The organism is Mangrovicella endophytica, from assembly GCF_002893625.1.
GTDB classification, from domain to species: Bacteria; Pseudomonadota; Alphaproteobacteria; order Rhizobiales; family Rhizobiaceae; genus Mangrovicella; species Mangrovicella endophytica.
Genome location: NZ_PKMZ01000006.1, coordinates 164,948 through 184,977, shown reverse-complemented (window position 1 = coordinate 184,977; position 20,030 = coordinate 164,948). Strand labels below are relative to the sequence as shown.

18 protein-coding genes are annotated in these 20,030 nt (G+C 66.9%); 10 read left to right on the top strand and 8 right to left on the bottom strand.

Going from position 1 to position 20,030, the window contains the following annotated elements:
• Positions 1 to 805 (bottom strand): HAMP domain-containing protein (locus C0R46_RS14830; RefSeq protein ID WP_114348470.1); only part of this gene is annotated, 805 nt, incomplete at its 3' end.
• A 434-nt stretch (positions 806 to 1,239) separates the two neighbouring features.
• On the opposite strand from C0R46_RS14830, the gene folD reads away from it, so the two are divergent.
• A complete protein-coding gene (gene folD, locus C0R46_RS14825; protein WP_102960420.1) occupies positions 1,240 to 2,145 on the top strand; it encodes a bifunctional methylenetetrahydrofolate dehydrogenase/methenyltetrahydrofolate cyclohydrolase FolD in 906 nt (301 codons plus the stop codon).
• Positions 2,146 to 2,243: 98 nt separating this feature from the next.
• Here folD and grpE read toward each other — a convergent pair whose 3' ends face one another.
• Positions 2,244 to 2,921: a nucleotide exchange factor GrpE gene (gene grpE, locus C0R46_RS14820; protein ID WP_102960419.1), complete on the bottom strand. Its 678-nt coding sequence runs from the start codon at positions 2,919 to 2,921 to the stop codon at positions 2,244 to 2,246.
• Between the two features lie 126 nt (positions 2,922 to 3,047).
• Positions 3,048 to 4,148, bottom strand: a complete 1,101-nt coding sequence (gene hrcA, locus C0R46_RS14815) for a heat-inducible transcriptional repressor HrcA (RefSeq protein WP_102960418.1) — start codon at positions 4,146 to 4,148, stop codon at positions 3,048 to 3,050.
• Between the two features lie 296 nt (positions 4,149 to 4,444).
• Here hrcA and mepA point away from each other — a divergent pair, with 296 nt between their 5' ends.
• The 5 genes from mepA to C0R46_RS14790 all read left to right on the top strand — a co-directional run bounded on the left by mepA (position 4,445) and on the right by C0R46_RS14790 (position 10,060).
• The gene (mepA, locus tag C0R46_RS14810) at positions 4,445 to 5,476 is read left to right on the top strand and encodes a penicillin-insensitive murein endopeptidase (RefSeq protein ID WP_102960442.1); all 1,032 of its coding nucleotides are present in this window, start codon (positions 4,445 to 4,447) and stop codon (positions 5,474 to 5,476) included.
• 107 nt (positions 5,477 to 5,583) lie between these two features.
• Complete coding sequence (locus C0R46_RS14805; protein ID WP_102960417.1) at positions 5,584 to 6,609, top strand: glucokinase; 1,026 nt, start codon at positions 5,584 to 5,586, stop codon at positions 6,607 to 6,609.
• Positions 6,610 to 6,731: 122 nt separating this feature from the next.
• Positions 6,732 to 8,552 carry an ABC transporter ATP-binding protein gene (locus C0R46_RS14800; RefSeq protein ID WP_102960416.1) on the top strand — a complete coding sequence of 607 codons (1,821 nt, stop codon included), beginning with the start codon at positions 6,732 to 6,734 and terminating at the stop codon, positions 8,550 to 8,552.
• A gap of 27 nt (positions 8,553 to 8,579) precedes the next feature.
• Positions 8,580 to 9,389, top strand: coding sequence for a 4-hydroxy-tetrahydrodipicolinate reductase (gene dapB / locus C0R46_RS14795; RefSeq protein ID WP_102960415.1), 810 nt, complete (start codon positions 8,580 to 8,582; stop codon positions 9,387 to 9,389).
• A 50-nt stretch (positions 9,390 to 9,439) separates the two neighbouring features.
• Positions 9,440 to 10,060, top strand: a complete 621-nt coding sequence (locus C0R46_RS14790; RefSeq protein ID WP_102960414.1) for a 2,3-bisphosphoglycerate-dependent phosphoglycerate mutase — start codon at positions 9,440 to 9,442, stop codon at positions 10,058 to 10,060.
• Here C0R46_RS14790 and C0R46_RS14785 read toward each other — a convergent pair whose 3' ends face one another.
• The gene (locus C0R46_RS14785; RefSeq protein WP_102960413.1) at positions 10,061 to 10,576 is read right to left on the bottom strand and encodes a DUF2244 domain-containing protein; all 516 of its coding nucleotides are present in this window, start codon (positions 10,574 to 10,576) and stop codon (positions 10,061 to 10,063) included.
• A 23-nt stretch (positions 10,577 to 10,599) separates the two neighbouring features.
• On the opposite strand from C0R46_RS14785, the gene nth reads away from it, so the two are divergent.
• The gene (gene nth, locus C0R46_RS14780; RefSeq protein WP_102960412.1) at positions 10,600 to 11,430 is read left to right on the top strand and encodes an endonuclease III; all 831 of its coding nucleotides are present in this window, start codon (positions 10,600 to 10,602) and stop codon (positions 11,428 to 11,430) included.
• Between the two features lie 51 nt (positions 11,431 to 11,481).
• Here nth and C0R46_RS14775 read toward each other — a convergent pair whose 3' ends face one another.
• The gene (locus C0R46_RS14775; RefSeq protein ID WP_102960441.1) at positions 11,482 to 12,258 is read right to left on the bottom strand and encodes a sulfate transporter family protein; all 777 of its coding nucleotides are present in this window, start codon (positions 12,256 to 12,258) and stop codon (positions 11,482 to 11,484) included.
• 199 nt (positions 12,259 to 12,457) lie between these two features.
• Between C0R46_RS14775 and C0R46_RS14770 the strand changes: the two genes are divergently transcribed.
• Positions 12,458 to 13,465 carry an adenosine kinase gene (locus tag C0R46_RS14770; protein WP_102960411.1) on the top strand — a complete coding sequence of 336 codons (1,008 nt, stop codon included), beginning with the start codon at positions 12,458 to 12,460 and terminating at the stop codon, positions 13,463 to 13,465.
• Positions 13,466 to 13,545: 80 nt separating this feature from the next.
• Positions 13,546 to 14,271, top strand: a complete 726-nt coding sequence (locus C0R46_RS14765; protein ID WP_102960410.1) for a sulfite exporter TauE/SafE family protein — start codon at positions 13,546 to 13,548, stop codon at positions 14,269 to 14,271.
• A 19-nt stretch (positions 14,272 to 14,290) separates the two neighbouring features.
• On the opposite strand, the gene C0R46_RS14760 is transcribed toward C0R46_RS14765, so the two are convergent.
• The 3 genes from C0R46_RS14760 to gshB form a co-directional block, all read right to left on the bottom strand.
• Positions 14,291 to 15,823: a YifB family Mg chelatase-like AAA ATPase gene (locus tag C0R46_RS14760; protein ID WP_102960409.1), complete on the bottom strand. Its 1,533-nt coding sequence runs from the start codon at positions 15,821 to 15,823 to the stop codon at positions 14,291 to 14,293.
• 246 nt (positions 15,824 to 16,069) lie between these two features.
• Complete coding sequence (locus C0R46_RS14755; RefSeq protein WP_102960408.1) at positions 16,070 to 16,870, bottom strand: SH3 domain-containing protein; 801 nt, start codon at positions 16,868 to 16,870, stop codon at positions 16,070 to 16,072.
• Positions 16,871 to 17,012: 142 nt separating this feature from the next.
• Positions 17,013 to 17,957: a glutathione synthase gene (gshB, locus tag C0R46_RS14750; protein ID WP_102960407.1), complete on the bottom strand. Its 945-nt coding sequence runs from the start codon at positions 17,955 to 17,957 to the stop codon at positions 17,013 to 17,015.
• A gap of 237 nt (positions 17,958 to 18,194) precedes the next feature.
• Here gshB and C0R46_RS14745 point away from each other — a divergent pair, with 237 nt between their 5' ends.
• Entirely contained in the window at positions 18,195 to 19,973 is a 1,779-nt protein-coding gene (locus tag C0R46_RS14745; RefSeq protein WP_102960406.1) for an SLC13 family permease, read from the top strand.
• Positions 19,974 to 20,030 lie beyond the last annotated feature (57 nt).

The window sequence follows — 20,030 nt, the reverse complement described above, 5'->3', positions numbered from 1 at the left end:
CGGCTTCCGCATCGGCATGCTGCTTCTCGATCGCCGCATCCTTGAAGATCTGGACGGCACGCGCCATCGCGCCCACTTCGTCGCCGCGATCCGTGCCCTCGACCGGAGTATCGACGCGACCAGAGGACAGTTCCTTCATGCGCTGAGCGAGCAGGTTCAACGGACCCGTGATGCCACGGCTTGAGACAAGGAGCGCGCCGCCGATGCCGATCGCCAGACCGGCCACGGTACCGATCAGCGTGAGCATGATCGTCGAGCCAACGTTGTTTGAAAGGTCGGTTGACCGAGCCGCGTTGTCGGCCTTGAGCCGATCCACGAGGGCCACTGCCTCTTGCACGTATTTTGCGACCGAGCTGTCCATGGCCGACAGCGCGGCCCGAGCCTCGTCGTTCTGATTCTGGATTCCCAAGGCAGCACCTTCGAGCGCCTTGCTGGATATCTGCTCGAGAACCGCGGCTAGCTTATCGAAGTCCGGCTTGGCATCCTGCAGCTTCGACGCTGCTTCGGCCATTGTTGTCCGAGCCCCATCAAGGTCTTTGCTGATGTCGGCGCTGGCGCCCTTCGCCTCTTGGGATTGGCCATCGTAGGCCATCGTCTTGTAAGCTGCGTAGGCAGCCTGGTTGACCATGCGGTTAGCCCTGGTCACCTGAATGATGGCAGCGCTACGCTGGCTCAGCAGATAGCTATACTCGTCGTCGATGCGGCTCATCTGCATGATCGAATAGATCGACAGCAACAAGCCAATCAGGCTGACGCCTGTCACCGTCATTATGATCTTTGTCGAAATCTTCAGCTTGCTCAACATCTCGGACTCATAACGCTACGCTGGAAGGCATCGTCAGGGCCTCCATCAAGCTTGTCTTAGATATACCCCGTCGGTTAAATCTTCACGCACATTAGATCAGAACGATCTCTGGAGCTATATCTGAACATTAAATCTTCGTTTCACATATATAATTCGGAATACATCATAAGCCGAGCTTTATAACATAAGACTCTGCCGACCATGACTTATTGCCGGGCACCGCTCTGTATCCTTTCTGTCTGGATCCTTCGCAGGCAGCGGCGGCGTCTCGCCGACAGATTTTTGCGGACGCGGTTATCGGCGGTTTCCACCTCTATGGCTTTTGGTCCCCGTAAGTCCGACGGGACCTGCTCGACTCCCTCGGAAAGCCTTTGCCAAGGCGGACGGACGCTTCCTATAAGACCGGCATCCGGCACGTGTGAGAGGGACTAGCAGTGAGCGAGGGCAAGCGCATCGACGGGAAGGCTGCCGCCGCCCGCATCGTGGACACGGTCCGCCAGGCGGTTCCAGCCCTCACGAACGAGACCGGCGCGCCTCCGGGGCTTGCCGTCGTTATCGTCGGCGAGGATCCGGCCAGCCAGGTCTACGTCGCCTCCAAGGCGAAGATGGCGCTCGAATGCGGCTTCAAGTCGGTCAAGCACGTGCTGCCCGCCGACACGGCGGAAGACGACCTCCTCGACCTCGTGCGCGACCTCAATGCCGACGGCTCGATCCACGGCATCCTCGTGCAGCTGCCGTTGCCCAAGCAGATCAATGCCACGGAGGTGCTGCGCGAGATCGATCCATCCAAGGATGTCGATGGGTTCAGCCCGATCAATGCCGGCCTCCTGGCGACGGGCTCACCGGAGGAGGCCTTCGTGCCCTGCACGCCGGCCGGCGCGATGATCCTCCTGCGTGACGCCCTCGGCGAGGACCTCTCCGGCCGCACGGCGGTTGTGGTCGGCCGCTCCAACATCGTGGGAAAGCCGATGGCGCAGCTGCTGCTCGTCGCCAATGCCACGGTGATCGTCGCCCATTCGCGCACGAAGGACTTGGCCGCGCTCTGCCGCACGGCGGACATCGTGATCGCGGCGGTCGGCCGGCCGGAGATGATCCGCGGCACCGATATCAAGGAGGGCGCCGTGGTGATCGATGTCGGCATCAACCGCATCGACGCGCCGGAACGCGGCGAAGGCAAGACGCGCCTCGTCGGCGACGTCGCCTATGACGAGGCTATCGAGCGCGCCAGCGCGATCACCCCGGTACCGGGCGGCGTCGGGCCGATGACGATCGCCATGCTGATGGCCAATACGCTGACCGCAGCCTATCGCAGCGCCGGGCTACAGCCGCCCCGCTTCTGAGCCAGGCGCCTCAACGAAGCCGCGGATGCGCGACAGCAAAAAGGCGGGCCGATCGGCCCGCCTTTTCCACATCTCGAGAGGTGCTGAGTGAGGCCCCGTCAGCCGTTGTCTGCCTCGGCGGCCGCCGGCTTCGGTTCGGCTGGGGCCTTCGGCCCACCTTTGGACACACCCACCATGGCCGGGCGCAGCACGCGATCGCCGATGGCGTAGCCAGCCTGCACTACCTGCACGACCGTATTGTTCGGCAGCTCGGGGTTCGGGATCTCGAACATCGCCTGATGGAAGTTGGGGTCGAAGCGCTGGCCTTCCGGCTCCAGCTTGCGCACGCCGTGCTTCTCAAGCGAGGCAAGCAGGCCGCGCTCGGTCATCTCTACGCCGTCAATCAGCGAGACAAGGCCGGCATCGCCGCCGGTGCGGGCCTCGGCCGGCAAGGCCTCGATCGCGCGGCGCAGGTTGTCGGCAACCGACAGCATCTCACGCGCAAAGCTCGTCACGGCGTATTGCCGCGCATCCTTGACCTCGCGCTCGGTCCGGCGGCGCAGGTTCTCCATGTCGGCGGCAAGGCGCAGCATGCGATCCTTGACGTCGGCATTTTCGGCCTGCAGCGCGGCGAGAAGGCCGGCCTGCCCGTCCTCGGCGGCCGCTGCATCGGCCTCGCCGGTGGCAAAGCCGCTGCGGTTCTCTGCGGCGGCCTCTGCGCGGTCATCGTTGGCGGGCGTCGCGGCAGCCTCGGCCTCAGTGTCATCGATAGGGCGGTTCGACGTATCGTGGCTCATGAATGACTCGTCCGGCTTGTCTTGAACACAACTCGGATGCGCATGCGGCGCCGCTGCGGGCGGGCTCACGATACGATCCGGGGTTGAAGGCGCTTCCCCGCCATATCGAGTTTATAGGCTCGAAAATCAAGGCCGCCGGGCAGCCGCGCCCTGGCTGAGGAGGCGCGAGACGAGACGCGCGGTATAGTCCACCATCGGCACGATCCGGCGGTAGTTCAGGCGTGTCGGGCCAATCACGCCGACCGCGCCGATCACCCGCTCGGCCCCGTCGCTATAGGGCGCAACGACGAGCGAGGAGCCGGACAGGGAGAACAGCTTGTTCTCCGAGCCGATGAAGATCCGCACACCGTTGCCGCTCTCGGCAAGATCGAGCAGCTCGATGATGCCGCTCTTCGTTTCGAGATCGTCGAAGAGGTGGCGCAGGCGGTCGAGATCCTCGCTGGCGGTGATGTTCTCCAGAAGGTTGGCGCGGCCGCGCACGATGAGCCGCGGCGGCTGGCCCTCAATGGCGCCGGCCCAGACAGCAAGGCCGCGATCGACGAGGTCCTGCGACAGGAGGTCGAGCGCGGTCGCCGTCTCTCCCTTCAGCCGTTCCACCTTCTCGCGCGCCTCGCCAAGCGTCTTCCCGACGATATGGGCGTTGAGGAAGTTGGCGGCCTCGACAAGCTGAGCGGCGGTGACCCCCGCCGGCAGGTCGATGATGCGGTTCTCGACGTCGCCCGAGGCGCCGACGAGAACGGCGAGCGCCCGCGTGGCTTCCAAGCGGATGAACTCGACATGCTTCAGCCTGAGATCCGACTTCGAGGTCACCACGATGCCGGCGCCGCGAGAGAGGCCGGAGAGGAGCTGGCTCGCCTCCGTCAGCAGCATGTCGAACGGCCGCTGCTCGCCAGCGAGGCGCACCTTCTCCTCGATCTCCTCGCGCTCACCCTGGGGCAGATCGCCGACCTCCAGGAACGCATCGACGAAGAAGCGCAGGCCCATCTCGGTCGGCAGCCGCCCGGCGCTGACATGCGGCGCATAGATGAGGCCGAGCAGTTCCAGATCGCTCATGACGTTGCGGATCGAGGCCGGCGACAAGGCGCTCGACAAGAGACGTGAGAGCATGCGCGAGCCGACGGGCTCGCCGATGTCGAGATAGGACTCGACGATCAGCCGGAAGATCTCGCGCGAGCGATCGTCGAGCGGACCGGCGCGATCGTGGCGCGGCAGGATGAAGTCGTTCATGGGACTTGCCTTTTCGGACCGAAGGGCGATCCGACGGCCAAGATATCGCGCGTCGCTAAGGCCGCTGCAAGATCAGGCCGGGGCGCTGCCAAGCTTATGCTCAACGCGACACGCGTCATCATGGTGCGATCGCTTCCCGCAAGTCTCCTGCCGGACATGACACTGCCCTGAAAGCGTCGCAACTCGGCGGCATGGACGCTCAGCCGTGACTGCCGCGCCGCTGCTGCCGCAAGTCTCGATCCATGCCGCCACGCTACGACCTCACGAGCGTCGCCCCCGCGATATCGGAGCATGCCATGACCGTTTTCCGCGCCCGCCTCTGCGGTAGCCTCGCCCTCCTCGCGGCATCGCTGCTCGGCGGATTGCCGGCAGAGGCACAGTCGACGCCGGCCAAGACGCTGTTTGCCGCGCAGAAGCTGCCGGCCGCCATGCCGACGCAGAGCTACGGATTCTACGCCAAGGGCTGCATCGCCGGCGCCGAGGCCCTGCCGAGCGACGGCGAGACCTGGCAGGCCATGCGCCTTTCGCGCAACCGCCGCTACGGCCACCCCGCAACGATCGCGCTGATCGAACGCCTGTCGCGCGATGCCGTCGCGGATGGCTGGCCAGGCCTCCTCGTCGGCGACATCGGCCAGCCGCGCGGCGGCCCGGCGCCGAGCGGCCATGCTTCACATCAGATCGGCCTCGATGCCGACATCTGGCTGCAGCCGATGCCGAACCGGCGCCTCTCCTATGAAGAGCGCGAGGACAAGGAGTTCGTCTCACTCTTGAAGAAGGGCAGCAACTATGTCGACGAGGATCGCTGGAACCCGGTCTATGCCAGGCTCCTGAAACGCGCCGCGAGCTATCCGGAGGTGCAGCGCATCTTCGTCCATCCCGGCATCAAGAAGAAGCTCTGCGAGACCGCCGGCCGCGACCGCAGCTGGCTGAACAAGATCCGCGCCAATTGGGGCCACGATTCCCATTTCCACATCCGGCTTTATTGCCAGCCCGGATCGCCCGGCTGCGAGGCGCAGCGTTCCACCGGCACGGATGACGGCTGCGACCTGAAATGGTGGTTCGACGTTGCCCTCAAGCCGGCGCCGAAGCCGACCAAGCCCGCAAAGCCGGTCAAGCCGAAGCCGCCGATGACGCTCGCCGACATGCCAAAGGCCTGCCGCGCCGTCCTGAATGCGCCGGATGGCGATGGCGGAACGACCGTGGCGGCCTCGACAGCTGAGGCTCCGGCGACAATCGTGCCACAGGCTGCATCGGCGGCAGCGCTCGGCTTTGCGCCACCGCCGGCCATCGCCCGGGTGCCGATCCCCGGCGAGCGGCCGATGAACTAGAAGTTGCGGCCGGCCGGTGGAGAGGCATCTCCTTGGCCGGCTTTGCTTTTCGTCGCAGATGATCTATCTCACCCGCCTATCAAATCGATTGAATATACGGGTCAACGATGTCGCTCACCCATGACAGCGCCCAGGTGCTGAAGTTTCCGATCCTGATCGGCGACATCGGCGGCACGAATGCCCGTTTCGCGCTGCTAGTCGATGCCTATGCCGAGCCGAAGATGTTTCCGGTCGTGCAGACGGCGGACTTCGAGACGATCGACGAGGCCATCCAAGCCGCTGTTCTCGACAAGACCTCGATCCAGCCGAAGGCGGCGGTGCTCGCCGTCGCCGGACCGGTGGACGGCGCCGAGATCGACCTGACGAATTGCGCCTGGGTGGTGCGGCCCAAGCAGATGATGAGCGTGCTCGGGCTCGAGGAGATCATCGTCCTCAACGACTTCGAAGCGCAGGCGCTTGCCGTTTCCGCGCTGCCGGAAACGGCGCTGGAGCAGATCGGCGGCGGCACGATCCGCGAGGGCGCCAGCCGTGTCGTGGTCGGCCCCGGGACCGGGCTCGGCGTCGCTGGTCTGGTGCGGGCGCGCAAGATGTGGATCCCCGTCGCCGGCGAAGGTGGGCACATCGACCTCGGCCCGCGCAGCGACCGCGACATCGCAATCTGGCCGCATCTGAAGACGATCGAGGGCCGCGTCTCTGCCGAACAGATCCTGTGCGGCCGGGGGCTCGTCAATGTCTATCAGGCGATCTGCGCCGTGGACGGGATCAAAGCGGTTCATGCGACGCCCGCCGAGATTTCGGACGCCGCGAATGCCCGGCGCGACGCACAGGCCAGCGAGGCGGTGTCGCTCTTCGCAACATGCCTCGCCCGGGTTGCCGGCGATCTCGCGCTGATCTTCATGGCGCGCGGCGGCGTCTATATCGCCGGCGGCATCTTCGGCCGCATCCTGCCCTCGCTCGACCGCGCCGCGTTCCGCCGCTCTTTCGAGGACAAGGCCCCGCATACCGAACTGATGCGCGACATCCCGCTCTTTGCCGTCACCGAGCCGCTGGCGGCGCTTGCCGGCCTTGCGACCTTTGCGCGGACACCCCGCTTCTTCGGCCTTGAGACCACCGGCCGTCGCTGGCTCGCCTGACGCTCTTTCCGCAGGATAGGCATGGCGGACGGAAGCGGCTATAGAGCGCCAGCAGGCGCTGCCGCGACCGCCGAACGTGCCGCGCGCCTTGCGAAATCCTCAGCGGAAGACGGCCGGTCGCCTTGAAGAAGAAAAAGATCTCACTGAAGAAGGCGAGCGAACGCGGCCTCGTCATCCGCCTTCTAAAGCGTGTCTTCGCCGAGAACGGCCGCGAGTTCTTCCCGCAATACGTCCTTGCGACGGGGTGTCTCGTCGTCGTCTCTGCCTCGACGGCCTTTCTCGCCTGGATCATGCGCGACGTGATCGACAAGATCTTCGTCGAGCAGGACCGCGGCATGCTGACCGCGCTGCCGGTCGCCGTCTTCGTCGCCTTCCTGTTCCGCGGCGTGGCCGCCTATGCGCAAGGGGTCATCCTCGCCCGCATCGGCAACAACATCGTCGCCCGCTACCAGCGCCGCCTGTTCAGCCATCTGACGGAGCTCTCCGTCGACTTCTTCTCCGAGAACCGCTCGGCGCATCTCGCCGCCCGGATCAACCAGAACGTCTCCGGCATCCGCGACACGCTGAACCTGACGGTCACATCGATCGCGCGGGACCTGCTGACGCTGGTCTGCCTCGTCGTGGTGATGATCTGGCAGGACCCGGTGCTCTCCGGCATCGCGCTGCTCGCGGGACCCCCGGTAGCGCTGATGATCGCCAGCCTGTCGCGCAAGCTGCGTGTCGCCACCCGGCAGTCGATCGACCTCAACGCCCGCGTGCTGGCGGCGATGCAAGAGATCGCACAGGGCATCACCGTGGTGAAGGCCTTCACCATGGAGCAGCCGCTGCGCGAGCGCGTGGAGCGCCTGATCCACGCCGCGGAAGAGCGCTCCAACCGCATTGCCGTGATCACCGAGCGCACCAGCCCGGTGGTGGAGATCATTGCCGGCATCGCGATCGCGGGCGTCATCGCCTATTCCGGCTACCGGGCCATCGTCTACGGCTATTCGCCGGGCTCGATGTTCGCCTTCATCACGGCGCTGCTGCTCGCCTATGACCCGGCCCGCCGTCTTGCCAAGTTGCAGGTGCAGCTGGAGCGGGCGCTGGTGAACGCCTCGATGATCTACGAGATCCTCGACCTGAAGCCGCGGCAGGCCGATGCGACGGATGCGCCGGAACTCGCGGTCGAGCGCGGCACCATTCGCTTCGAGAATGTCAGCTTCGGCTATTATCCCGGCGAGGCCGTGCTGGACGGGATGGACTTCACCGCGCCGGCCGGCCGCACGACGGCCCTGATCGGTGCCTCCGGCGGCGGCAAGTCGACGGTGATCTCGCTGCTGCAGCGCTTCTACGATCCGGCGGAAGGGCGCATCCTGATCGACGGGCAGGATATCCGCGACGTCACCAAGCGGTCGCTGCGCTCGAAGATCGCCTATGTCCCGCAGCAGCCTTACCTCTTCGAGGGCACGATCCGCGACAACATCCGGCTCGGGCGGCCGGATGCGACCGATGCCGAGATAGAGGCTGCGGCGCGGCTCGCCCAGGCCGAGGAGTTCATCGTCACGCAGCCGCTCGGCTACGACACGCCGCTCGGCGAGAACGGCGTGACGCTGTCCGGCGGGCAGCGCCAGCGCCTGTCGATCGCCCGTGCACTGGTGCGCAACGCTCCGATCCTCCTTCTCGACGAAGCGACCTCGGCCCTCGACACCCGGTCGGAGACCCTGGTGCAGGCCGCGCTGGAAGAGATCATGAAGGATCGCACGGTGATCGTCGTGGCACATCGCCTCTCCACCATCGTCAATGCCGACCAGATCCTCGTCGTTGATTCCGGCCGCATCGTCGAAGGCGGCACCCATCGCGAGTTGGTGAACCGGTCCGACGGCCTCTATGCGCGCTTCCACGCGCTGCAGACGCGGGACGCAAGGCCGGAGGCGGAGGCCCTTGCCGCCTCGGTGCGACGGTAGGTCGGCTCGAGCGGGAGGATAAGCCGAATGGACGCGATGAAGCTGGTGGTGCTCGGCGCGAGCGGTCGCATGGGCCGCATGCTGATCAGCACGATCGCGGCAACGCCCGGTGTCGTCCTCCAGGGCGCCGTGGAACGTCCCGGCGCGGCCGATTGCGGGCGCGACGCCGGCGAGCTGGTGGGCACTGCCCGCACGGGTGTGATCGTCACCGATGATCTCGGATCAGCCTTGCAGTCCGCCCATGGCGTCATCGACTTCACCGCGCCGGCGACAAGCCGGTCCGTTGCGGAGCGTGCCGCCGCTGCCGGTGTCGTTCATATCATCGGCACGACCGGGCTATCGGCCGACGACCGTGCCGCCATCGCCGCGGCCGCGCGCGCTGTCCCGATCGTCCAGTCCGGCAATATGAGCCTCGGCGTCAACCTGCTCGCCGTGCTCGTCGAGAAGGCTGCGGCCGCGCTCGGCCCGGATGCCTTCGACATCGAGATCCTCGAGATGCACCACCGCCACAAGGTCGATGCGCCATCCGGAACCGCACTGCTGCTCGGCGAAGCCGCCGCGACGGGCCGAGGCGTCGAGCTGGATGGCGCCAGCGTGCGCGTGCGCGACGGCCATACCGGCGCACGGACGCCTGGCACCATCGGCTTTGCCACCTTGCGCGGCGGCTCGGTCGTCGGCGACCACAGCGTCATTCTCGCCGGTGAAGGCGAGACGATCGAGTTCACCCATCGGGCCAGCGATCGCTCGATCTTCGCCAGAGGCGCCCTGCGCGCAGCCCTCTGGGCGCGCGCTCAGCCGCCCGGCCTTTATTCCATGCGAGATGTACTCGGCCTTTGAGCCGCCCGATCCTTCTGCCTTTTGCACCCTTCAGCCCGGAGACTGCCGCCATGTCACGCACGCTCGTCCTAGTCCGCCACGGCCAGAGTGAGTGGAACCTGAAGAACCTCTTCACCGGCTGGCGAGACCCCGACCTGACGGAAAAGGGAGTAGAGGAAGCGCGGGCCGGCGGGCGCCGCCTCAAAGAGGCAGGCCTCCACTTCGACGTCGCCTTCACCAGCGCCCTCTCCCGCGCGCAGCGGACGCTGAAGCTGGTACTGGAGGAGGTCGGCCAGACCGGCCTCACGACCTACGCTGACGCCGCGCTGAACGAGCGCGACTACGGCGATCTCTCCGGCCTCAACAAGGACGATGCCCGCGCCAAGTGGGGCGAGGAGCAGGTGCATGTCTGGCGCCGCTCCTACGACGTGCCGCCGCCGGGCGGCGAAAGCCTGCGCGACACCGGCGCCCGCGTCTGGCCCTACTACATCCATCGCATCCAGCCGGAGGTGCTGCGCGGCGGCACGGTGATTGTCGCGGCCCACGGCAATTCCCTGCGGGCTCTGGTGATGGCGCTGGAGGGACTCAGCGGCGAGGAGATCGTCGCCCGCGAGCTGGCCACGGGCGTTCCCATCGTCTACCGGCTCAATGCCGACTCGACGGTGGCCTCGAAGGACGTGCTGGAGGGCTGATCAGCGGCCCTTCGCCGTCTGCAGGGCCTGTGAAAACGCGATCGCGAAGCTCTCGCGGTCGTCCGGATTGAGGAAGCTGCCGATCTCGGTCATGCGTCCCTCGCCGTGTACCGCCATGCCGGTGATACCGATCTCCTCGTGCCGCCGCACCCGGAAGCGCGCCCAGAACGGGTTGTAATGCGCCTCGCGCACGGCACCTTTCGGCGAGATCTTGCGGATCGACAGGTCGGTGCGCGATACCGACACCTCCTCGCGCGCCAGTGCGGCGCGATAGCTCGCCCTCAAGGCGAGCCAGATCACCAGGACGTCGAGGCCGAAGAAGCCGATCACCGGCCAGGCGCCGTTGAAGAGGAAGCCGAGACCGGTGACGAGGCTGACGGCGCCGACGAAGAGCATGAGGATGTTGAAGCCGCGCCGGCCGAGCGAGCGGTAAGGCACCAGCAGCGCCTCGAAGATCGGCCGGTCGGCAGCCGCAAGATCGGCCCCGGCCGTTGCAGGTGGCGCGTTGTCAGTCATCGGCGCGGATCATAAGAAGGCGCATGGCTGCCAAGATTGTTCCTGCGTCCCCTTCGGTCAAGCGCGACAGAACCGCCGATGGTGCCGCCCCCCGGGCAGCGCCCGCTCGGCAGACGGCCAAGCGGCGCCCGCGCATTCCCTATTCGAAGGCCGAGATCGCGGAGATTTTCCGTCGATTTGCGGTGCAGCGGCCGGAGCCGCAGCCGGAGCTGAAATTTACTAACCCGTTCACGCTTCTCGTCGCTGTTGTCCTGTCGGCGCAGGCGACCGACGCCGGCGTCAACAAGGCGACGGCCGGCCTCTTTGCGCGCGCCGACAACGCCTTTGACATGGCCGCTCTCGGGGAGGATGCCATCCGCGAGGAGATTCGCACGATCGGCCTTTACCGCAACAAGGCCAAGAACGTCGCCGCGCTGGCGGCGCAGCTGGTGGAGCGGCATGGCGGCGTGGTGCCGAGCGATCGGGCGTCGCTCGAAGCGCTGCCGGGAGTCGGTCGTAAGACCGCCAATGTCGTCCTCAACACCGCCTTCGGCGAGGAGACGCTTGCCGTCGACACCCACATCTTTCGGATCGGCAACCGGCTGCACATCGCGCCCGGCAAGACGCCCGAGGAGGTGGAGCAGAACTTCTTGCGCATCATCCCGGCGGCGTCGCTGCGCCACGCCCACCACTGGCTGATTCTGCACGGCCGCTATGTCTGCAAGGCAAGGAAGCCGGACTGTCCAGACTGCGTCATCGCCGACCTCTGCAAGGCCGAGGTGAAAACAACGGACGTGCCCGCGCCGCTCGTTGCGCTGCCGCTGGCGCCGCCGGGACCGCAGCCCCGACCCGCCGGCACGGTGCCGCAGGACTGAGCGGGATCAGACCCGCAGGACGGCAGGCGGCTCGACGAACGGGACCGGGCGTCAGGCGCGGGGCAGCTCGGCCCTTCCCTCAGAGCTGCGCAGCGGCCGCGGCTGCGGCTCTGCCGCGACCGCCGGAAGGCCGCCTTCGCGCGCCGAAACACGCTGGTGCAGATGCACCATCAGCGCCGCAGCGAAGAGCGGGGTCAGGAGATTGACCAGCGGTACGGCGAGGAAGCCTGCGATCACCAGGCCGGCGAGGAAGACGGTGGTGCGATAGCGCCCGCGCAGGGCCTTGGCCTCGGCTTCCGGCCGGTAACGCAGGGCCGCGAACTCGAAATATTCGCGGCCGAGGAGATAGCCGTTGACGAGGAGGAAGGCGATGAGGTTCACGCCCGGCACCAGCAGCAGCACCAAGGCGACGAGATTGCCGAGGATGACGACGCCGAAGAATTTTGCCGACAGGATGAGGCTTGGCCACAGCGGCATCGCACGGCCGGTCGGCATGGCGGGATAGGAGTGCTCCACCACCTCGGCGACGTCGTCGAGGAAAAGGCCGGCGATCACGGCGCTGATCGGGCCGATCAGGAAGGCCAGCGCGATCGCCAGCGCCAGGCCCGCCGCCCAGCCGGCAAAGGTGCCGGCGCTGTCCAGCCAGGCCGGCATGTCCGGTGCGAAGGAGGCGAAGAACGGGATCGCGACTGTCTCGAACAGCCATTCGAGCCCGAACCAGAGCGCGATGAGGACGAGCAGCGTCAGCCCCAGCGACTTCCATAGCGCCATGCGGAACGGCTGCGAGAGGAGGTCGGCGAGCGCCAGGCGAACGGCAGCGAAGATCATCGGCAGGCCTCCAGTATCGCATTGGACATAGGTGCGCGCAGGAAAAGCCGCAACGGCCGGCTGCTCCGCTGCCTGGTGCCTGGCGCCGCCGATCCAGACGGAGACTGCGAGCCCCAACTCCCGGCCGTCGGCCATCTTGCCGCTCGCCAATGCGGACCGATCGGGCTAAGGGCTGGTGCATCACCACAAGGAGCCAGGCATGGCGGAATTCGACCTCCTTTCGATCGGCAATGCCATCGTCGACATCATCGCGCAGACCGACGATGCCTTTCTGGAGCGGGAGGCGGTGCAGAAGGGCGGCATGACGCTGATCGACACGGATCGCGCCCGCCAGCTCTATGCGGCGATGGGTCCCGCGGTGGAGACGTCCGGCGGTAGCGCCGGCAACACGGTTGCCGGCTTCGTCAGCCTCGGCGGCACCGGCGCCTATGTCGGCAAGGTCAGCGACGACGAACTCGGCCGCATCTTCGCCCATGACATCCGCTCGCTCGGAGTCGAGTACCAGACGGTGCCGCTGGCCGGCGATCCGCCGACGGCGCGCTCGATGATCCTGGTCACGCCGGACGGTCAGCGGTCGATGTCGACCTATCTCGGCGCCTGCGTCGAGCTCGGCCCAGACGATATCGACGAGGCGCTCGTCGCTGCAGCCAAGGTCACCTATTTCGAGGGCTATCTCTGGGATCCGCCGCTCGCCAAGGACGCCATCCGCAACGCCGCCACGATCGCCCATGCGAACGGGCGCGAAGTGGCGATGACGCTGTCGGACAGCTTCTGCGTCAACCGCTACCGCGAGGAGTTCCTCGAGCTCATCCGGTCCGGAACGGTCGACATCGTCTTCGCCAACGAGGCCGAAGCGATGGCGCTGTACCAGGAGAGCGACCTCGACACCGCGATCGACCGGCTCGGCTACGACGCCAAGCGCCTCGCCGCGGTCACCCGCGGCGCCGATGGCTGCATTATCATCGAGAATGCCGAGCGGGTCGAAGTGCCGGCGACGGAAGTCGAGCGGGTCCTCGATACGACGGGTGCAGGCGACCTTTTCGCCGCCGGCTTCCTGCGCGGCTACACGGCCGGACTGTCGCATCGCGACAGCGCGCGCCTCGGCGTCATCGCCGCCGGCCACGTCATCCAACAGATCGGACCCCGGCCGATGCGCCGGCTGAGCGAGTTGCCGGAGGTAAAGGCCATCCTCGGCGTCACCGGTTGAGGTGACCAAGGCGGGGCGGCAAGCGTTGATGGGCTCCGCCCGGGCGCAAGGTCGCGTCGGCAGCCGAGGCTGAGGCCGCGATGGGATCCTACTTCCTCGTTGCCACGATCGGGCTCCTGGCGGGCTGCCTCTCCGGCATCGTCGGCACCGGCTCCTCCATCATGCTCCTGCCGGTGCTGGTGACCGTGTTCGGGGCAAAGGAAGCGGTGCCGATCATGGCTGTCGCATCGCTGCTCGCCAATGCCGCGCGGATCGCAGCCTGGTGGCGCGAGGTCGACTGGCGCGCCGTGGCCGCCTATGCGCTGCCCGGCATCCCGGCCGCCGCGCTCGGCGCCCGGACGCTGTTGATCCTGCCGGCACAGGTGATCGACGTCCTGCTCGGCTTGTTCTTCATTGTCATGATCCCGGGGCGGCGGATCATCGACCGGCTGAAGCTCAAGCTGTCGCTGCTACAACTCGGTATTGCCGGGGCCTTCATCGGCTTCCTGACCGGACTGGTCCTATCGACCGGCCCGCTCAGCGTTCCGGTCTTTCTCGGCTATGGGCTCACAAAGGGCGCCTTCCTGTCGACCGAGGCTGCCAGCGCGCTCCTCATCTATGCCAGCAAGGCCACGACCTTCCGGAGCTTCGGCGCCCTGCCCTGGGAGACGGCCCTGCGCGGCGCAGCCGTCGGCGCGTCACTTGCGATCGGGACCTTTGCCGGCAAGGCGGCCGTGCTCCGGATGAATGCGAGCACCTTCCGCCATCTCCTCGATGCCATGATGGTCTGCGCCGGCCTGTCCCTCATCTGGAATGCCGTCGGCTAGAGCCTTTCCCTCAACTGGCTCAGGCTGCCGCCTGCAGCCGCTCACCGGCGATCCGGTAGGAGATGGCCTCGGCCAGATGGATGCGACGCACCGTCTCCTCGCCGTCCAGATCAGCCAGCGTGCGGGCAACCTTCAGGATGCGGTGATAGGCACGTGCGGAGAACTTCATCTGCTCGGCGGCATCGCGCAGGAGCCTGCTGCCCGCCTCGTCAGGGGCTGCGACGACCTCGATCAGCGATGCCGAGCATTGCGCATTCACGGTGACGCCGGAGAGGCCCGCCGCCTCATAGCGTTGCGCCTGAATTGCCCGCGCCGCCACGACGCGCGCCTTGACGCTGGCCGAGCTCTCGGCCGGCGCCGGGCGGATCATGTCGAAGGCAGTAACCGCCGGCACCTCCACCCGGAGGTCGATGCGGTCCATCAGCGGACCGGAAATGCGCGCCTGATAGTCCGCAGCGCAGCGCGGGCCTCGGGCACAGCTGTGGCCAGGCTCGCCGGCCATGCCGCAGCGGCACGGGTTCATCGCCGCCACCAGTTGGAAACGCGCGGGATAAGTGACGCGGTGATTGGCCCGTGCGATGACGCTTTCGCCGCCCTCCAGCGGCTGGCGCAGCGAGTCGAGCACCACGGGCGAGAACTCCGGCAGTTCGTCCAGGAAGAGGACGCCGCGATGAGCGAGTGACACCTCCCCGGGTCGCGCCCGGAGGCCACCGCCCACCATCGCCGCCATCGACGCCGAGTGATGCGGTGCCCGGAACGGGCGCCGCATCGATAGCCGGCCGCCGGTCAGCTCGCCGGCGATCGAGGCGATCATCGAGACGTCGAGAAGCTCGCGCGGCGTCAGCTCCGGCAGGATCGAGGGCAGCCGCTGCGCCAGCATCGACTTGCCGGAACCGGGCGGGCCGACCATCAGGAGGTTGTGCCCGCCGGCTGCCGCGACCTCCAGCGCCCGCTTGGCAAGCGTCTGCCCCTTGATCTCGGACAGATCCGGCAGATCGTCGCCAGTGGCGCGGACCGCCGGTTCCGGTCGTGCGATCACCTGCGTGCCGCGAAAATGATTGGCGATCTGGATGAGGCTGCGGGCCGCGACGATCTCCATGTCGCCGCTCGCCCAGGCGGCCTCCGCACCACAATCGGCGGGGCAGATGAGCCCGAGACCGGCCGCATTGGCGCCCATGGCCGCCGGCAACGCGCCTGCCACGGCTGCGATCGTTCCGTCCAGCGACAACTCGCCCAGGACAGCGAAACCCGCCAGGACATCGGATGGCAGCGCGCCCAGCGCCGCCATCAGGCCGAGCGCGATAGGCAGATCGTAGTGGCTACCCTCCTTCGGCAGATCGGCGGGCGCGAGATTCACCGTCACCTTCTTCGGCGGCATCGACAGGCCGGAGGCATGCAACGCCGCCTGGACGCGTTCGCGGCTTTCGGCCACCGCCTTGTCCGGAAGGCCAACGATCTGAATGCCGACCTTACCCGGCGCCACCATGACCTGAACGTCGACCGGTATGGCTTCGACACCCTGGAACGCCACGGTCTTCACGCGTGAAACCATCGCCGCCGCCCTTCCGACGCGTGCATGCGGGGACGATATGCCCGCTGCGGTGGAAGCTAAGCATGCTTGCCTTCGACGCGCAAGAACATCTGGAGAACAAACACGAACCGAATCGCGACTGCGATTCCGGTGTCACCGATGCTTAACGAGCATTTAACAGCGCTCCGCTGTCCAACTGACTGAACCGCAAATGAAAAAGGCGCACACCTGCGTGGCGCGCCTCCTGATTCTGATGGGCTGTCGAACTTACTCGGCAGGCAGCATGACGCGGCGGTTGACCTGCATGCCTTCGCCACCGGCGCCATCACCGCGGCGCCACTGCCGATCGCCGCCGCCCGAACCACGACGACCCTGCTCGAAGCCGCCATTGTCGTCCCGATCGAAGCTGTCATCCTGCCGGTCCGAAGTGTCACGACGCGGCGGCAGATTGTCACGCGGATCGCCGAACTCGGCGCGGTCGGCGCGGCGCGGCGGAGGACCGTCGCGACGATCGCCATCGCGGCGGCCGTCCCAGTCACGCTCGCCGCGACGACCGTCCCAGTCACGCCGGTCACCGCGGCGATCCCAGTCCCGGTCCCTGTCACGATCCCGGCGGTCCCAGTCGCGGTCGCGGCGATCCCAGTCGCGATCCCGGCGCGGGCCGGCGCGGTAGATGTCGCGATAGCGGTCGCGATCGCGGTAGAAGCGGCGGCCGCGGTAGTGATTGTCCCAATAGTCGCCGAAGGAATAGGTGATGATCGGCGCACCGATCAGCGGGACCACCCGCTCGCCGGTGTAGCGGCGACCACGATCGCTGTAGGCGAGATAGTTCGACGACATCCAGCCGCGCTGACCGTCATAGGAGACGTCGCACCAGGAGCGGTTGGACAGGCAGCCGAACACACGCACCCGATCGCCCGCACCTACGACATTCACCGGCGGATAGGCCGTGGACGGCCCGGCGCGCAGATTGACGTTGGTCACCGCGATTGCCGTCGCGGCCGAAGCCACTGCCGGCAGCAGGACGGCACCCAGCAGAGCTGCGGCACCTAGGAGTCTTCGATGCATTGTCGTTTCCCCGACGTGTTGCTTCTTGCGCGATCAAAGCACGGCGAACCCGAATGGTTCCGAAACGAACCATTCATCTCCCGTTCATCGGAACGGATCGCGGCGTTTTCGCCAGAGCAAATCACGGGCCGAGTGGCCCGTATCAGCGTGCGACCTTGCTCTCGATAACGTCCCAGAGCCTCGCCGCGATATCGACGCCGCCGAAGCGCTTCACCTCGCGGATACCCGTCGGCGAGGTCACGTTGATCTCCGTCAGATAGTCGCCGATCACGTCGATGCCGACGAAGAGGAGGCCCAGCCGGCGGAGCGCCGGGCCGATGCGCTCGCAGATCTCCCGCTCTCGGTCCGTCAGCTCGGTCGGCTCCGCCCTGCCGCCGACATGCATGTTGGAGCGCGCGTCGGTTTCCGAGGGCACGCGATTGATGGCACCGGCAAACTCGCCATCGACGAGGATGATGCGCTTGTCACCCTTGCGCACATCCTTGAGGTAGCGCTGCACGATAAAGGGCTCGCGGAAAAGCAGCGCGAAGGTCTCCATGAAGGAGGTGAGGTTCCTGTCCTCCCGCGTGATGTGGAAGACGCCGGCGCCGCCATTGCCGTAGAGCGGCTTCATGACGATCTCGCCGAACTCCTTGCGGAACTCGGCCACCTCGAGCGGATCCTTGGTGATCAGCGTCTCCGGCATCAGATCCGGAAACTCGGTGACGAAGATCTTTTCCGGTGCGTTGCGCACCGAGGACGGGTCGTTGACCACCAGCGTCTTGGGATGGATGCGGTCGAGGATATGGGTCGAGGTGATATAGGCCATGTCGAAGGGCGGATCCTGGCGCAGCAGGACGACATCCATCGTGGCGAGGTCGATCTTCTCAGACGGGCCGAGGGTGAAGTGCTTGCCCTGTTCCTCGAAGAGCTCCATCGCCTCGGTGCGCGCGGTTGCGCGGCCATCGCGCAGCGACAAGCGATCGGGCGTGTAGTGGAACAGCCTGTGGCCGCGCTGCTGCGCCTCCAGGCATAGGGCGAAGGTCGAGTCGCCCTTGATGGTGATCGAGGAGACATGGTCCATCTGGACGGCGACGTTGAGCGGCATGCGCGAAGCTCCGGACATTCGAGTTGCCCCGAGGCCTAGCGCCTCGCCGGCGCGCTGACAATTCGTCCGCGCGCGGCCGGTGCGTTCGACCTGCCGGCGTGGCCCACGACGCACGCCGCCGGACTGCGGCAGTCATGATCTTTTCCGGCTGCAGCAAATAAGCCGAGGCCGGCGCGAACCGCGAGGCGTTCCGCGCGTTCGCTGTCCCGACGCCCTTCCGCGTCCCGGACCCGCCGAATGACATCCGCACAGATCTACGCATTCGCCGTCATCGCCCTGATGATGGCAGCCTTCATCTGGGGCCGGCTGCGCTACGACCTCGTCGCGGCACTGGCCCTCCTCCTTGCCGTCGCGACCGGCATCGTCCCCTATGAGGATGCCTTCAGCGGCTTCAGCGACGAGATCGTCATCATCGTCGGCAGCGCCCTTCTGGTCAGCGCGGCGGTGGCCCGCTCCGGCATCATGGAGGTGGCGATCCAGCGCTTTGCGCCCGGCATCAGCTCCGTGCGCGGGCAGCTGACGCTTCTTGTCATCATCGTCACCATCCTGTCGGCCTTCGTGAAGAACATCGGCGCGCTGGCGATCATGATGCCGATCGCCTTTCAGTTCGCCCGCCGCTCGGGCGTATCGCCCTCGGTCTTCCTGATGCCGATGGCCTTCGGCTCCCTCCTGGGCGGGCTGATGACGCAGATCGGCACATCGCCCAACATCATCGTCTCGCGGGTGCGGGAGGATATCGGCGGAACACCGTTCACCATGTTCGACTTCACGCCGGTCGGGGCCGCGCTGGCCGTCGTCGGCATCGTCTTCCTCGTCCTCTTCTACTGGCTGGTGCCGCAGCGGAGCCGGGCAACGGCCTCGATGCACGAGGCGATCGACATCAAGAACTATGTGACGGAGGCGCGCGTCGTCGCGACATCGACGGTCATCGACCAGACGGTTCGCGATCTTGCCAAGATCGCCGAGGGCGAAGCGATGGTCATGCAGATCGTGCGCGCCGGCAATCGCCGGCTGACGCCGCTCCCCGACGTGACGCTGAAGGAGGACGACATCGTCATCCTCGAAGGTTCACCGGAGGCGCTGGACAGACTGGTGGCACAAGGAGGACTGCAGCTCTCCAGTGACCGCCGCGCCGCGGTCGCCGTCGAATCCGCCGCCGAGATCGGTGCCATCGAAGCCGTTGTCGGCGAGTCTTCGGAGCTGATCGGCCGCACGGCACGGCAGTTCGCCCTGTTCGACCGGCACCAGGTCAATCTCCTCGCCATCAGCCGCAAGGGCCAGCGCCTCAGCAGTCGCCTCGGCGAGGTGCAGATCCGCATGGGCGACGTCCTGGTGCTGCAGGGCAGTCTGGAGCGCCTTCCCGAGCTCCTGCGCGATCTCGGCTGCCTGCCGCTGGCGGAGCGGCCGCTGCGGCTCGGCAGCGTGCGTCGGGGGCTGGTGCCGATCGCGATCCTGGGAGCGGCCATGATCAGCACCGCCCTCGGCGTTCTGCCGGTCGCGGTCGCCTTCTTCGGCGCGGCGGTGCTGATGGTGCTGGCGCGGGCGGTGCCGCTTCGGGAGGTCTACGACTCGATCGACGGCCCCATCCTGGTCATGCTGGCTGCGCTGATCCCGGTCAGCGATGCGCTCCGCACCACCGGCGGCACGGACCTCATCGCCAAGCTCCTGTCGGATATCTCGCACTCGCTACCGCCCTACGGCGCGCTGGCGCTGATCCTGGTTGCGGCGATGGCGGTCACGCCCTTCCTCAACAATGCCGCAACGGTGCTGGTGATGGCGCCGATCGCGGCGGGCTTTGCCAGCGGTCTCGGCTACCGGCCGGAGGCGTTCCTGATGGCGGTGGCGATCGGGGCCGGTTGCGACTTCCTCACCCCGATCGGGCACCAGTGCAACACGCTGGTGATGGGGCCGGGCGGCTATCGGTTCGGCGACTACTCGCGGCTTGGCCTGCCGCTGTCGATCCTCGTGGTGTTCGTTGCCGTGCCCATGCTGATGCTGGTGTGGCCGCTGCGATGACAGCGACCGACGGCGGCTGCCCGAAGGGAGCCGCCTCACCGATGCGCAACAGTCCGG